11 protein-coding genes are annotated in these 15063 nt (G+C 34.1%); 7 read left to right on the top strand and 4 right to left on the bottom strand.

The features are described 5' to 3' along the window. The first annotated feature begins 250 nt into the window (after positions 1 to 250). Genes CD113_RS03625 through CD113_RS03615 form a run of 3 tightly spaced genes read left to right on the top strand, consistent with a single transcriptional unit; the run spans position 251 to position 3495 of the window. The gene (locus CD113_RS03625; protein WP_002464646.1) at positions 251 to 1369 is read left to right on the top strand and encodes a carbohydrate kinase; all 1119 of its coding nucleotides are present in this window, start codon (positions 251 to 253) and stop codon (positions 1367 to 1369) included. Then, complete coding sequence (locus tag CD113_RS03620; protein ID WP_002464647.1) at positions 1344 to 2264, top strand: pseudouridine-5'-phosphate glycosidase; 921 nt, start codon at positions 1344 to 1346, stop codon at positions 2262 to 2264. The genes CD113_RS03625 and CD113_RS03620 overlap by 26 nt, the downstream gene beginning before the upstream one ends. 10 nt (positions 2265 to 2274) lie before the next feature. Continuing rightward, complete coding sequence (locus CD113_RS03615; RefSeq protein ID WP_002464648.1) at positions 2275 to 3495, top strand: NupC/NupG family nucleoside CNT transporter; 1221 nt, start codon at positions 2275 to 2277, stop codon at positions 3493 to 3495. Between the two features lie 232 nt (positions 3496 to 3727). Here CD113_RS03615 and CD113_RS03610 read toward each other — a convergent pair whose 3' ends face one another. Continuing rightward, positions 3728 to 5041: a YjiH family protein gene (locus tag CD113_RS03610; protein ID WP_002464649.1), complete on the bottom strand. Its 1314-nt coding sequence runs from the start codon at positions 5039 to 5041 to the stop codon at positions 3728 to 3730. Between the two features lie 733 nt (positions 5042 to 5774). Beyond that, entirely contained in the window at positions 5775 to 7394 is a 1620-nt protein-coding gene (locus tag CD113_RS03605) for a PucR family transcriptional regulator (RefSeq protein ID WP_002465168.1), read from the bottom strand. A gap of 345 nt (positions 7395 to 7739) precedes the next feature. Here CD113_RS03605 and allW point away from each other — a divergent pair, with 345 nt between their 5' ends. Together allW and allB are read left to right on the top strand one after the other, a co-directional pair. Beyond that, on the top strand, positions 7740 to 9224 hold the full coding sequence (gene allW, locus CD113_RS03600; RefSeq protein WP_002465169.1) for an allantoin permease: 1485 nt from the start codon (positions 7740 to 7742) through the stop codon (positions 9222 to 9224). Then, entirely contained in the window at positions 9224 to 10588 is a 1365-nt protein-coding gene (gene allB / locus CD113_RS03595) for an allantoinase AllB (protein ID WP_002465170.1), read from the top strand. Before allW ends, allB begins: the two co-directional genes overlap by 1 nt. A 116-nt stretch (positions 10589 to 10704) precedes the next feature. Here the strand turns inward: allB and CD113_RS03590 are convergent, their stop codons facing one another. Both CD113_RS03590 and CD113_RS03585 read right to left on the bottom strand, forming a co-directional pair. After that, positions 10705 to 11973, bottom strand: a complete 1269-nt coding sequence (locus CD113_RS03590; RefSeq protein WP_002465171.1) for a M20 family metallo-hydrolase — start codon at positions 11971 to 11973, stop codon at positions 10705 to 10707. 22 nt (positions 11974 to 11995) lie between these two features. Then, positions 11996 to 12823, bottom strand: coding sequence for an alpha/beta hydrolase (locus CD113_RS03585; protein ID WP_002465172.1), 828 nt, complete (start codon positions 12821 to 12823; stop codon positions 11996 to 11998). A gap of 173 nt (positions 12824 to 12996) precedes the next feature. Here CD113_RS03585 and allC point away from each other — a divergent pair, with 173 nt between their 5' ends. Next, the gene (gene allC / locus CD113_RS03580) at positions 12997 to 14229 is read left to right on the top strand and encodes an allantoate deiminase (protein WP_002465173.1); all 1233 of its coding nucleotides are present in this window, start codon (positions 12997 to 12999) and stop codon (positions 14227 to 14229) included. A gap of 44 nt (positions 14230 to 14273) precedes the next feature. Continuing rightward, positions 14274 to 15062, top strand: a complete 789-nt coding sequence (gene allE / locus CD113_RS03575; RefSeq protein ID WP_002465174.1) for a (S)-ureidoglycine aminohydrolase — start codon at positions 14274 to 14276, stop codon at positions 15060 to 15062. Position 15063 lies beyond the last annotated feature (1 nt).

Below are 15063 nucleotides of genomic sequence, written 5' to 3'. Positions count from 1 at the left end.
AGACATACATGAATTTGTCAAAATTTTTTATCTTACAATAATCATCTTTTTAAACATATATCATTCTAGTTAAAATAGTTAATTTTAAAAGATTTATGGAAGATACTTTAATTGTGGACAAGTTCAAACAAACATATATCACTGATATAAAGCAATTTGTAAGCGTTTACACACAACAAAATACATGCTAAGATATGGCTGTAAATAAGCATTTTACGCAATGTTGAAAACTTTTAAAAGGAGGGATGACATGAACGCCACTGAAAAGGAAATACTAAAAAGAATCAAAGATAATCCATTTATATCACAAAGAGAATTAGCTGAAGCGATTGGATTATCACGACCAACTGTCGCAAATATTATTTCTGGGCTCATACAAAAAGAGTATGTCATGGGCAAAGCTTATGTATTAAATGAAGATTATCCTATTGTTTGTATTGGTGCTGCTAATGTAGATAGAAAGTTTTATGTACATAAAGAACTGGTTGCCGAAACATCGAATCCTGTGACATCAACCAGATCAGTTGGTGGTGTTGCAAGAAATATTGCTGAAAATCTTGGACGTTTAGGTGAAACAGTCGCCTTCTTATCAGCCAGCGGTCAAGATAGTGAATGGGATATGGTTAAACGATTATCAAGCCCATTTATGAATATGGATCATGTACAACAATTTGAAAATGCGAGTACAGGGTCATACACGGCACTGATTAACAAGCAAGGAGACATGGCTTATGGCTTGGCAGATATGGAAGTGTTTGATCATATCACACCAGAATTTTTAATTAAGCGTACGCATTTATTAAAAAAAGCTAAATGCATTATTGTCGATTTAAATTTATCTAAAGATGCACTGGATTTTTTATGTGCTTACACAGCAAAACATGACATTAATCTTGTAATTACGACAGTTTCATCACCGAAAATGAAAAATATGCCTGATTCATTACATGCTATTGATTGGATTATTACGAATAAAGATGAAACAGAAACATTTTTAAGTGTTGATATTAATAATACAGATGACTTAATAGAAGCTGCTAAAAAATGGAATGATTTAGGAGTAAGGAATGTCATCATTACTAACGGTGTGAAAGAACTTATTTATAGAAGTGACAAAGAAGAAATCGTTAAATCAGTAACACCGTCTAAAAATGTCAAAGATGTTACTGGTGCAGGTGATTCATTCTGCGCAGCGGTCGTCTATAGTTGGCTTAATGGTATGTCTACTGAAGATATATTAATAGCTGGCATGGTCAATTCCAGTAAGACAATAGAGACGGAATATACAGTGAGACAAAATTTAGATCAACAACAGCTTTATCATGATATGGAGGAGTATAAAAATGACACAATTACAACAATACATTGATTATTCACAAGAGGTAAAACAAGCAAAGGACAATAACCAACCTATTGTAGCTTTAGAATCTACAATTATTTCTCATGGTATGCCATATCCACAAAATGTTGAAATGGCCAATAAAGTAGAACAGCTTATTCGTGATAACGGTGCAGTGCCTGCAACCATTGCGATTATTGATGGCAAAATTAAGATTGGATTAGAGAAAGATCAATTAGAAACATTAGCAACTAGTGACAATGTCGCTAAAGTATCAAGAAGAGACTTAGCTGAAGTTATACCTACGACTCAAATTGGAGCAACGACAGTTGCAACGACAATGATTTGTGCTGAACTAGCAGGAATTCAATTCTTTGTTACTGGTGGTATTGGCGGTGTGCATAAAGGTGCAGAACACACTATGGATATATCTGCTGATTTAGATGAACTCGCAAAAACAGAAGTGACTGTCATTTGTGCTGGTGCTAAGTCCATCTTAGATTTACCAAAAACGATGGAATATTTGGAAACGAAAGGTGTACCAGTGATTGGTTATCAAACTGATGAGTTACCAGCATTCTTTACACGTGAAAGTGGTGTTAAATTAATCAGTTCTGCTCAAAGTCCTGAAGAAATTGCCAAAGTACATCAAACCAAACATGATTTAGAATTAGGTGGCGGCATGGTTATTGCTAATCCTATTCCACATGAACATGCATTATCAAAAGACTATATTGAAAGTATTATTGATGATGCAGTAGAAGAAGCAGAAAGTAAAGGTATTAAAGGTAAAGATTCTACGCCATTCTTATTAGGAAAAATTGTCGAAAAAACAGAAGGAAAGAGTTTAGCAGCAAACATAAAATTAGTTGAAAATAATGCAATATTAGGTGCTAAGATTGCAGTAGCTTTCAATCATATGTAGGTGATGATCTATGTCCATTTTATTTGCAATCACAGGTGTACTATTTGCCTTAATCATTGCATATTTGTTTAGCTTTGACCGTAAAAGTATAGATTTTAAAAAGCCTGTTATCATGCTGATTATTCAAGTATTACTTGTATTATTTATGATGAATACGACGATTGGTTTAACAATATTAACAGCTATGGGTGGCTTTTTCGAAGGTTTAATAAAAGTAAGTAAAGCAGGCATTGATTTTGTATTTGGAGATTTACAAAACAAAGGTGGCTATACATTTTTCCTAAATGTTTTGTTACCATTAGTGTTTATTTCAGTACTTATAGGCATATTTAATTATATTAAAGTATTACCTTTTGTTATAAAATACGTGGGTATAGCAATAAATAAAATCACACGTATGGGACGTTTAGAAAGTTATTTTGCTATTTCAACAGCAATGTTTGGGCAACCAGAAGTATATTTAACTATTAAAGATATTATTCCTAAATTATCAAGAGCAAAATTGTATACTATTGCAACTTCCGGAATGAGTGCGGTTAGTATGGCAATGTTAGGTTCATATATGCAAATGTTAGAACCTAAATTTGTTGTAACAGCAGTAATGCTTAATATATTTAGTGCTTTAATTATAGCGAGTGTTATCAATCCATATCAATCAGATGATTCAGATGTTGAAATTGAAAATTTAACACAATCAACTGAAGAAACAGATATAGATAGTAAAACAGGTAAACCTAAAAAAGTGCCATTCTTCCAAATGATTGGTGATAGTGCAATGGATGGCTTTAAAATAGCTATCGTTGTGGCTGTTATGCTATTAGCATTTATCTCTTTAATGGAAGCAATTAACATTATATTTAGCGGTATTGGTTTAGACTTCAAACAACTAATTGGTTATGTTTTTGCACCAATCGCCTTTATTATGGGAATTCCATGGAGTGAAGCGGTATCTGCTGGATCATTAATGGCTACGAAATTAATCACTAATGAATTTGTTGCTATGTTAGATTTTAAACATACTTTAGGAGATGTTTCTGCAAGAACGCAAGGTATTATCTCAGTTTACTTAGTGAGTTTTGCTAACTTTGGTACAGTAGGTATTATAGTGGGATCTATTAAAGGTATTAGTGATAAGCAAGGTGAAAAGGTCGCATCATTTGCGATGCGTTTATTACTTGGATCAACACTTGCATCTATCATTTCAGGCTCAATTATAGGTTTAGTATTATAGGCGCAAGCTAAAAATAAATGAAAATGGTTTGATGATTGTACATAATATGGTGAAGACATCATCTAGATGTATAATTGATAAAATGACAAAGCCAACTCATTAATTGATTGAATGATCAAATATGAGTTGGCTTTATTTTTTAGTTATATCATCATACATAAACTTATAAAAAGTATGATGGCGTTAGTGACGTTGATACTTAATCATCGAATTCACACCTACAACACAGCGTTTAGCCAAAAAGGAGTAACGCAATTGGTATGGCGAATAATAGTGATAGTGCTACTCTAATAAACCAAATAACGACTAACTTCCACACAGGTATCTTAATTTCAGTAGCCATAATACAAGGTACCAAGGCTGAGAAAAAGATAACTGCTGACACGCTAACGATACCGACAACGAGTTTAGTGCTGGCAGCGGCTTTAGCAACGAGTAGCGACGGCAAAAACATTTCAACAACAGAAATAGCTGATGCTTCGGCAAGCATGTGTTTATCAGGTATCGGGAATAGATAAATAAATGGATAAAAAATATAACTCACCCAACTAATAAGTGGTGTGAAATTGGCGATGACTAGACCAAGGAAACCAATTGATAAAATAGATGGTAATATCCCAACGGTCATCTCTAAACCATCTTTAACATTATCCCAAACATTTTTCACTAATGAAGGTGTCTTAGCATTTTGTTTCATAGCTTCAGCATAAGCTGTCTTTAAACGACTACCTTGAATTTCAACTTCTTCTTCACCTTGTTGACCGTTATAGTATTCTGTTGATTCATTAGCTATTGGAGGTAACCAAGCCGTGATTGCTGTAACTATGAACGTGATGCTTAATGTTATCCAAAAATATAAATTCCAATGCGACATTAATCCAAGTGTATTAGCAACAATAATCATAAATGTTGCAGACACGGTTGAAAAACCTGTAGCAATAATTGTGGCTTCTTGCTTGTTATACATTCCTTGTTTGTATACGCGATTAGTAATTAGTAAGCCAAGGGAATAACTTCCGACAAAAGAAGCTACGGCATCGACTGCTGATTTACCAGGTGTTTTAAAGATTGGTCGCATAATAGGCTCCATAAATACGCCTACAAATTCTAATAAACCATAACCAACTAACAATGATAATGCGATAGCGCCAACTGGTATCAATATACTAAGAGGCATCATTAACTTATCAAATAGAAATGGACCATAATCTTTGTTGAACAAAATAGCAGGACCAAGATGAAAAACATACATGATACCAATGACTGCACCAGCCAGTTTGAATAACGTGATGATAAAGTTAGTTATAGATGTCTTGAAAGTGCCGCGTATGATGGGTAATAATGCACCAATGACTATCATAATTAAGGCAATATATGGCATCGCTGGTCCTAATAGTGACCTAATTACTAAATGGACATGATCGACTAATATCGTATTGTTACCGTTCAATGTAATTGGAACAAAGAAACATAGTATACCAATTAAACTGTAAATGTAGAATCTCCAAGCACTAGGTTGCTTGGCGTACTTGTGATATGTATTCATTTGCACAACCCCTTTGTTTAAGTCAATACATAAATAAAGCATGCTTGATTGCTAGGAAAAATTTTAATAGCACAATACAACCACTAATTCTAAATAATCTGAAAACTTAACTTTATTGTATAGTTAGTTATAATCATCGACTAATATAAAATAACTAATAATAAATAGTTTGAAACTATGATGAATTTTTGTGGGCGAAAATTGAGTGTTTTTTATTTTTCAGGACTGATAAAGAAAGGTTCTCTTTTTTTCAGAACTGATAAATAAAAAGTAAATAATTTAAAATATAAATTATTTTGTAGCCGAGACTCCTGAGACAGCACCCTAGGAAGGGACCCAACACAGAAAAACTGGTTATCCAGTTTTTTCATGCAATGCAGGGACCCGTCATAGAAAAATTTTATAAATAAAATTTTTACTTTAATGTGCAAGACGGGCAAGGTTGGGCATAGCGAGGTTTAAAAAATAATTATGTATCAGTCCAATTTGGGAGAGAACCTAAAGAAAAAGTGAATAATTATATATTTGTCAAATTTGAAAGAGAACAAATTTGAGTGGGGGTTATTAAGGCAAAAAAGCTTATCGTACGTGGTAAAAATGTACGATAAGCTTTTTTGAATATTGCATTTGATAATCATAACGGTGTTATAAAGATAAACTAGCGCAGTATCATTGTCATAAATCATTAGTTAAGCCTTTAAATAACTTATGAAACAATAATCAATCAAAGTTACTAATGATTTAAATCTACTAATTCTGAGGCATATAATGCTAAACGAAGATTAAGTGAAATATCAGGATCTTCAATGGTCGTATCTAAAATTTGTGCGCACTTATTAATACGATATTTTACAGTATTACGATGAATAAATATTTGTTCAGCTGTTTTAGTAATGTCGCAATGATTATCCATATAAATACGTAAAGTTTGTTTTAATTCTGCTTCTTTTTTAGTCTTTGGATTAGCCAATTCACCAAGTGTATACTTAATAAAAGGTATCAATTTATTAGATGGTATTAATTGTAACAGTTCGCTGATATCTTTTGAACGATAGCTTTCGATTTGTTCAAACTGCCCTTTAGCACGGATATTATTAAGTGCTTCTGATGCTTCAAAGTATGAGTAAGGTAACTGTGAAAACTCTGTTACTTCATTACCAACACCAAAAGATAAGCTACCTTCAAAAAAGTTATGGAAATCTTGTTGAATCAACTTTAAGTAATCCCAGAAATAATGATGTCTATTTTGTAATAAAATGACAAATTGATCATTACTAGGTATTTTATAAATGCTTATTTTTGAATCTAAATCAGAAAATTTATGGAGTAACCATTGGAACGTCAAATATTGTCTCTCATACAAATAGTTACTGTTCTCTAATTTTTGAGTTTCATCTATACTACAGGTCACAACTTGATAGTATTTTGAATTATAGATATTGTAGCGCTCTAGTAGTTGTGGATGCTGTTTGACTGATAAAGCAGTATCACTATCATTAAGAACTAAAGATTCAAAGAAACGGTTAATTTCATTTTGTTCAGCTTCTTCAATTTTAGCTGATTTATAAATGGAAAAGCTTAGCACACTAACAACTTGTTCGATGGTCAATAGACTGAATGGGTAAGTCAATTTGTCTGACTGAGCGACCATTAAATAATATGGAAAATAGTTATAACTTCTAACTTTATAAATGATTTGATTTTCTTTGACGAATACTGAACGTCTATCATCGCGTTCAATCTCTGAAATATGTTGTTTGAAATATTTAATATGATCATTAATAAGTGATCTTTGATGTTGATAGTGTTGACTCATTGAAATAGGTCGTTTAAACGGATCGAATAATAAAATTGGTACACCTAAACGCTTACTTAAAAATTGAATCATGGTGTCAACATCGAATCCCTTTATTAATAATTGATTGAGTTCTTGTTGGATATATAATGCGTAATTTAATTTTTCAGTTTTGGCATTTTCAATAACTGCTGATATATGGTGTGATGCGTCACCTAAATTCCAATTTTCTGGAATTTCAATCAATGGAAAAGCTAAGTCATCTGCTATGCGAATAACTTCTTGGTCGATAGCATGTAAAAAGCGTGAAACTTTAATACCTAATCCTGTAACGCCTACATCTTTTAAATCACGAATGAGTTGAATTAATCCTTGTTGATCATCTTGATAGAGTAATCCAGTTGTCAGGATAAAAGTATTGGGTTTCGTAAAATGTTTAATGTCGCTATTTTCAGTAATATCTAAACCTTCAATAATGGTATCTAAGTTACCGTGATGATTGATTAATGAAAATTCATTAAATTGAGGCATAGATAAAATGTCGCGTAGACTGGCCATAAGGAACCTCCTTCTGAGTCAAAATAGGGTATGATGTATAGAAATATAATTTACTGTATAAACTTAACTCTATTATATGCAATATTCACAAAATATTGTAGGAAATTGCCACACTATTTGTCAGTTTGTGACAAAACGCAAAAAAAATATGTCAAAAGCGATAAAGAAAAACGCTTACATTACTAATAAACTAATCATAAAGAGAGACGAAATTACATAAAGTACAAACCGAATGATACAGGTTGTTCCAGTTATTGTGGTTATGAAGTGACGGTTTGTCTGGGGTGTTATTGTTCGTAACTCTCACATTTTATGTACGATTAAAGGGGGCTAACTGAAACCGATATGAGTAAAGAAGCATACGAGGCATCATATGACGAAGCGTTTTTTGAACGTCGAGGTTATAACAAAGATATCATGCCTAAAAATAGTTCACAACGCAACAGTTCAGCATTTAACTTCTTCACTTTATGGATGGGTGCTGTTCACAATATTCCTAACTATACTGCAGTAGGTGGCTTTTTACTGCTCGGTTTATCACCACTACAAGTGATGTTCTCGTTAGTCATTAGTTCATTTCTTATTGCAATGTTACTAGTGTTTAACGGTTATGCAGGTTCAAAATATGGTATACCATTTGCCATGCAATTGCGACACACATACGGTGATGCAGGTGCGAAATTACCTGGCATCTTACGTGGTGTGGTAGCTGGAATCGGCTGGTTTGGTATTCAAACTTTTGCTGGATCCCAAGCATTACTAATATTAATGAACAAACTGATTCCTGGTTATGAAGATTTCGGTAATGGTCATACGATTTTAGGTATTACAATTCCTGCTTTAATTGCCTTCTTAATCTTCTGGGCAATTAACTTTGGTATAGGAATTGGTGGTGGAGAAACGCTAAATAAATTTACAGCTATTTTAAATCCACTTATTTACATCGTTTTTGGTGGTATGGCAATATGGGGTTACATGACAGCCGGTGGTTGGCATAATATTATGAATTACGATATTACAACTAAAACATCTGGCATCATTTATCCTGCAATTCTAACATTTATCTTAATCTTTAACTCATTGTTAGGTGTCTGGGCAGGACCAGGAGCAAGTGTAGCAGATTTCACTCAAAATGCGAAATCAACACGCTCTCAAGTTGTAGGTCAAATTTCTGGTATTGTGGTAGCACATTTATTATTTGCGATTTCTAGTGTGTTTATTATTATTGGTGGTTCAATTGCACTAGGACATCAAGAATGGAATATCCTAACGATTATTAATGAATGGGATAGCATTTGGGCTATTCTAATTGCAACAGGTGTGCTATTAATGACAACGATTTCTACTAACGCGACGAGTAACATTATACCCGCAGCCTATCAATTAACAGCATTGATGCCAAAATGGATTAACTATAAACGTGGTGTAATGATTGCATCTATCTTAAGTATTGTTATCATGCCATGGAAAATGATGGAAAACCAAGATAGTATCTTTGTATTCTTAAATGCCATTGGTGCTATTTTAGGGCCAGTAGCAGGCGCAATGATTGTTCACTTTTACTTTATTTCGAAATGTAAAATCAACATTGATAAATTATATTTCGATTTAAATAATAAACCTAAAGATTTGAAGAGAATTAATATCCCTGCATATATTGCTACAATTGTGGGTGTAGTTATTTCACTACTAGGATTTATCCCTGCATTTAGAATTATTGCAGATTTCTCTTGGTTTATTGGTTTTATCAGTACAGGTGTAGTATACATTTTATTACATTTAGTACATGAATCTCGTAACAAAAATTCGAATTTGGAGGAGAGACAATAATGACATTCGATTTAATTATTAAAAATGGGTTAGTTATTTTAGAAGATGGCGCAAAGCATGTAGATGTAGGTGTAACAGACGGTAAGATTACAGCAATAGCTGAAACATTAACTGGTGATGCTGATAAAGTTATCGATGCACAAGGCCAAGTCGTATCTCCAGGTATGGTGGATGCACACGTGCATATAACAGATCCAGGTGGCGGTTACCGTGATGGTTGGGAAGGCTATGACACAGGTACACGTGCAGCTGCTAAAGGTGGCGTGACATCATTTGTTGAAATGCCATTAAACCAAGTTCCTGCTACAACAGATAAAGCATCAATTGAAGAAAAATTTGATGCTGGTAAAGGTGATTTAACAGTTGATGTAGCTAGTTACGGTGGTTTAGTGCCTTACAATTTAGATGGTGGTATTCAAGAATTAGATGACGCTGGTGTCGTTGCTTATAAAGCATTCTTAGCAACTTGTGGAGATCGTTCAATTGAAGGCGACTTTGAAAATGTCGATGATTATTCATTGTATGAAGGTATGAAGCAAATCGCTAAAACTGGTAAGATTTTATCAGTACATGCTGAAAATGCTAATATTACTGATAAATTAGGTGAGATTGCATATAAAAATGGTGAAACAACATTAAGTGCATATGTAGATTCTCGTCCAGTATTCACTGAAGTTGAACCGATTCGTAAATTAATCTTATTTGCTAAAGAAACAGGATGTCGTTTACACATTGTTCACGTTGCATGTGAAGAAGGTGTCGAAGAAATTGTTAAAGCACAACAAGAAGGTGTCGACGTAACATGTGAAACATGTACACATTATCTATACTTCTATAAAGAAGAATTAGACGATATTGGTCCAGTTGTTAAATGTTCTCCACCAATTCGTGAACAATCACGTTTAGAAGGTATGTGGGATCGTGTACAAAATGGCGATATTGATTTTGTAACATCAGATCATTCACCATGTACACCGGATTTAAAAGATACTGACAATGCTTTCGAAGCATGGGGCGGTATTGCAGGTATCCAAAATAACGTCGATGTGTTATATGATGAAGGTGTTCAAAAACGTGATATGTCATTAGAAAGATTTGCTGATATTATTGCGACAGCACCTGCTAAACGTTTTGGTTTAGATAGTAAAGGAAGCATTGCAATCGGTAAAGATGCAGACTTCGTATTTATTAATCCAAATAGTTCTTACACTTTAAAAGCTGAAGACCTAGCATATCGCAATCAAATGAGCCCATATATTGGTAGAGAAATTGGCGCTCAAGTAGCTAGAACAATTTTACGTGGTAAAGAAGTTTATAGCCAAGAAAATGGCGTCACTGATGCCAAAGATGGACAATTTATTTAATGCATATATAGAACTAAAAAAAGGAGCTGCGACGATTGAAGTTGCAGCTCCTTTATGTTGTTTAATGTGTTAAATGACCTGATTATCAAGATCCTCTAGTGTTGTTGTTTAATGTGTTAAATGACCTGATTATCAAAATCCTCTAGTGTTGTTGTTTTATGTGTTAACTCTAGCGTTGTATCTATCAAAGTTTGAACGCCTTTAGCAATTTGAGCAGTTGTTACTGATTCTAAAGGAGAGTGGCTAATGCCATCTTTACAAGGAATAAAGATCATACTTGTTGGAACAATGGAAGCGAAATTCATAGCATCATGACCGGCACCACTATACATGTATTTATATTCAAAACCATGCTGTTTACATACGTTTTCTGTTATTTTAGCCATCTCAGCATTTAATTTAGCAGGATGTTCGTTACCTAAATCTGTGATCTTGCAGTGTGTATGACGTTGAGTTGAAATTTGATCGATGCTATTTAAAATTTGTTGAACAACATCTTCTCTTATTGCTTCATCTTTTCCTCTAATATCAATTAAGAAAGATACTTCTCCTGGAATAGAATTCATAGTATTAGGATAGACATCAACATAGCCAACAGTTGCCACAATACCTTCATTTGTATATTGTTGTGCAAGTTGTTCGATTTTTAATATCATTTCAGAAGCAGCTGTTAGCGCATCAGTTCTCATTGGCATAGGTGTTGAACCTGAATGGCTTGTTACACCTTGAACTGTAACTTTAAAACGATGTGGTGCAGCGATATGTGTCACGATACCAATATCGTCGTTATTATTTTCTAAAATGGGACCTTGTTCAATATGTAATTCTAAAAATGCTTTGATTTGGTTTCGTTCGAATAATGCGGTTTGACCTCTCACTTCTTGTGATAATGGTTGGACAATATCATATAACACGTAGCCATCGTTATCTACAATGTCTTTTAACGATGTTCTATTATATTGTCCAGTTAAGTATTTACTGCCAATCGTTGCTTCATTAAAACGCGCAGACTCCTCACAAGCAAAAGCAATGATAATGAGTGGATGGTCTGTTTCAATGTGATGTTTATTTAAATATTCAACAACTTCTAACGCACCGATGACACCTAGTAGTCCGTCATACTGACCGCCGTCTTTGACTGTGTCAATATGAGAGCCAATGACTACAGGTTTGAGATCAGGGTATTTACCTTCTCTTCTCGCAATAACATTACCGATAAAGTCGAAATAGACATCTAAACCAGCACGTTGGCAAAGCATAGAGAATTTTAAAGCAGCCATACGCTCTGGATGACTAAAAGCGATACGGTTAATACCACCATTATCAGGGTTATAACCTAATTCGTTAAAAGTTGCTAAATGATTTAATACATTATTTATATTCATTGATTATCACTTCTTTTCTTAGTTAATTACGATTAACATTATCAATAAAATTTACAGCTTGTTGATAGATGTCTTTATTAAAGTCGTCCACTTTTCTATCGAAGTCATGGGCGTCTTTATCTAAAGGGGTAAATGATGTTGACGGTACATGTTTGATAATATGTTCACTTTCGCTAAATGGTACGTCGGTATCACCTTTGCAGTGAACGATAAACATAGGTGGGAATGACTTCAGTTGTTTGGGTGAAATGTTGTATTTCATCGATGCTGTTTGTTCTAAACTTAACATGTCGAACCAGTTTGCTTTTCCACGCGCATAAACATAGAGTAAAAAGCGTTGTTGTAATTGATCGGCAACAACTGGCGTTTGCGATGTTAATGTTTGAATCATTTCAGGTGTGATGCTACCAGCTAATTTTTCGAAATATGCTGATGGTCTTAAAAATGCAGGTACTTGTAAACGACTATAACCATAAAAATCGATAATACCGTCAACTTGGCGATCGCGTGCAACAATCATTGATAAGTAAGCACCTGATGAACGACCGAAGACAAATGTTGGTACATCTTGATAGTTTTCTTTGATGGCATCAAAACATGTTAATGCATCATCAATAATTTGATCTATCGTTGCTTCTGGTGCAAGACGATAAGATGCCAATATGACATCATAATGTTGAGTCAAAATGTCTAAATAATCTTGTGGTAAGTCATTAGGTTTACCAAAGACAAGTCCGCCACCATGATAATAGACGATGATTCCTTTTGAGGGTTGTGTTGTAGCTTTAATAATTGTATAAGGCAATGTAAAATTATCGCTCGTTAAAACAGATTTTTCGATTGTAGACAAAATGATGTCCCTCCAAATTGATATATTTTACTTATTATAGCATCTCAAAAAAGATGAGTACTGTATTTGTCTAATTCGAATAAAAAGATAAAGTAATATTGTGAGATATGTGAATGATAGCATAACTGAAAGCGCTTATAATAGATGTTGAAATGACAAAGGAGTTGAAGAGCATGGACATTCGATCTTCTTTTGATGCATTAGATAAGCAATTCACCGCTTATGGTGGATTGATTGGTGGCGGCATTACTAGACTTTTATATTCTGAAGAATGGGTAAATGCTGTACATGCACTTAAGAGTACATTGGAAAAAGAAGGTTTTAGTACACGATTTGATGATGTAGGTAACTTAACTGGACGTCTTGAAGGTTCAAAATACCCGAATGAGGTGATTGCTTCAGGATCTCACATTGATACAGTTGTAGAAGGCGGTCATTTAGACGGCCAATACGGTATATTAGCTGCTACTGTAGCAATGGCTTCATTAAAAGAGGAATTTGGTCAACCATTACGTTCCATGGAAGTTGTAGCGTTAGCTGAAGAAGAAGGCAGTCGTTTCCCATATGGTTTCTGGGGAAGTAAGAACTTCTTCAACTTAGCTGATAAAAATGATGTGATTGACATAACAGACAGTGAGGGCGTTAAATTCGAAAATGCCATGCGTAATGCTGGCTTCGGTTTTCGCGAGCATGACAATGACTACAGTGATATTAAATCATGGATTGAACTTCATATTGAACAAGGTAAAGTACTTGAATCTGAACAACAATCAATTGGTGTTGTTAATGGCATTGTTGGTCAAAAACGCTACACTGTAACACTGCATGGTGAAGCAAATCATGCTGGAACGACACCAATGGGATTACGTCGAGATACTGTCGTCGCATTCAGTGATATTGTGACGCATTTAACACAACGTGCACGCGAAGTTGGAGATCCTTTAGTATTGACATTCGGTAGTGTAGAACCTGTTCCTAATACCGTTAATGTTGTACCAGGTGGCGTGACATTCTCAATTGATTGTCGTCACATTAACCAAGATGAATTGAATGTATTTGCCGATGAAATTACAGCTTATGTTCAAAAGGTTGCTGACAGAGATGGTTTAACTGTTGATATTGATTTATGGATGGATGAAGCACCTACTTTAATGGAACCATCTTTAGTTCAACAAATTGAACAGTCAGCTCAAAAAGTTGTTGGTGAGCAAGATTATAGAGTAATGTCTTCAGGTGCTGGTCATGATTCGCAAATTTTTGCTAAATATGTACCAACAGCAATGTTATTTGTACCATCAATCAATGGTATTAGTCATAACGTAAATGAAGAAACAGAATTAAGTGATTTAGTTAAAGGTATTGAAGTGTTGAAAGATGCACTCTACAACTTAGCTTATAAAGAATAACAATGATTAATAAAAACAATGGATAACAGAAAGGAAGATTTATAATGGGTTACTTAAATCATAATCAAGGATATAGAGAAGACTTACTAGGAACACGTTCAGTTGTCAAAAAGGATAACTATGCGGTTATTACGCCAGACGGTTTAGTGAATAATGTCGTTCCCGGTTTTGAAGATTGTGATGTAACAATTTTAGGTTCACCAAGATTAGGCGCACGCTTTGTAGATTATCTTGTAACTGCAAGAAATAAAGGCGGTAATATGCAAGGATTTGGTGGCGACGGTGTTCAAACATTTATTTATGTTGTTAGTGGTAGCATCAATGCTTACGCAGGTGATGATAAATATGAATTAGCACAAGGTGGCTATCTATATGTACCAGCTGATCAACAAATGAAATTTGAAAATAATAATAATGGAGAAGATAGCCGTTTATTCCTTTATAAAAAACGTTATCAACCACTTGCTGGTCATAAACCATCAGTAGTATCAGGCAATGTTAATGATATGAAATCTGATGCGTATGAAGGTATGGAAGAAGTTCGTATTTTAGACTTATTACCAAAAGAATTAGCTTATGACATGAATATGCACATTTTATCATTTGAACCAGGTGCGTCACATGGTTATGTAGAAACACATGTTCAAGAACATGGTGCATATGTATTAAGTGGTCGTGGTGTTTATAACTTAGATAACGAATGGATGCCAGTTGATAAAGGTGATTATATCTTTATGGGCGCTTATGCACCTCAAGCAACATATGCAATCGGCTTAAATGAACCATTTGCTTATCTTTATTCTAAAGATGCTAACAGAGATATTGAAATTTAAG

Origin of the sequence: Staphylococcus simiae (assembly GCF_002902085.1) — a bacterium.
GTDB lineage: Bacteria > Bacillota > Bacilli > Staphylococcales > Staphylococcaceae > Staphylococcus > Staphylococcus simiae.
Note: the sequence above shows the minus strand (reverse complement) of the source record. Positions and strands in the feature narration are given on the sequence as shown.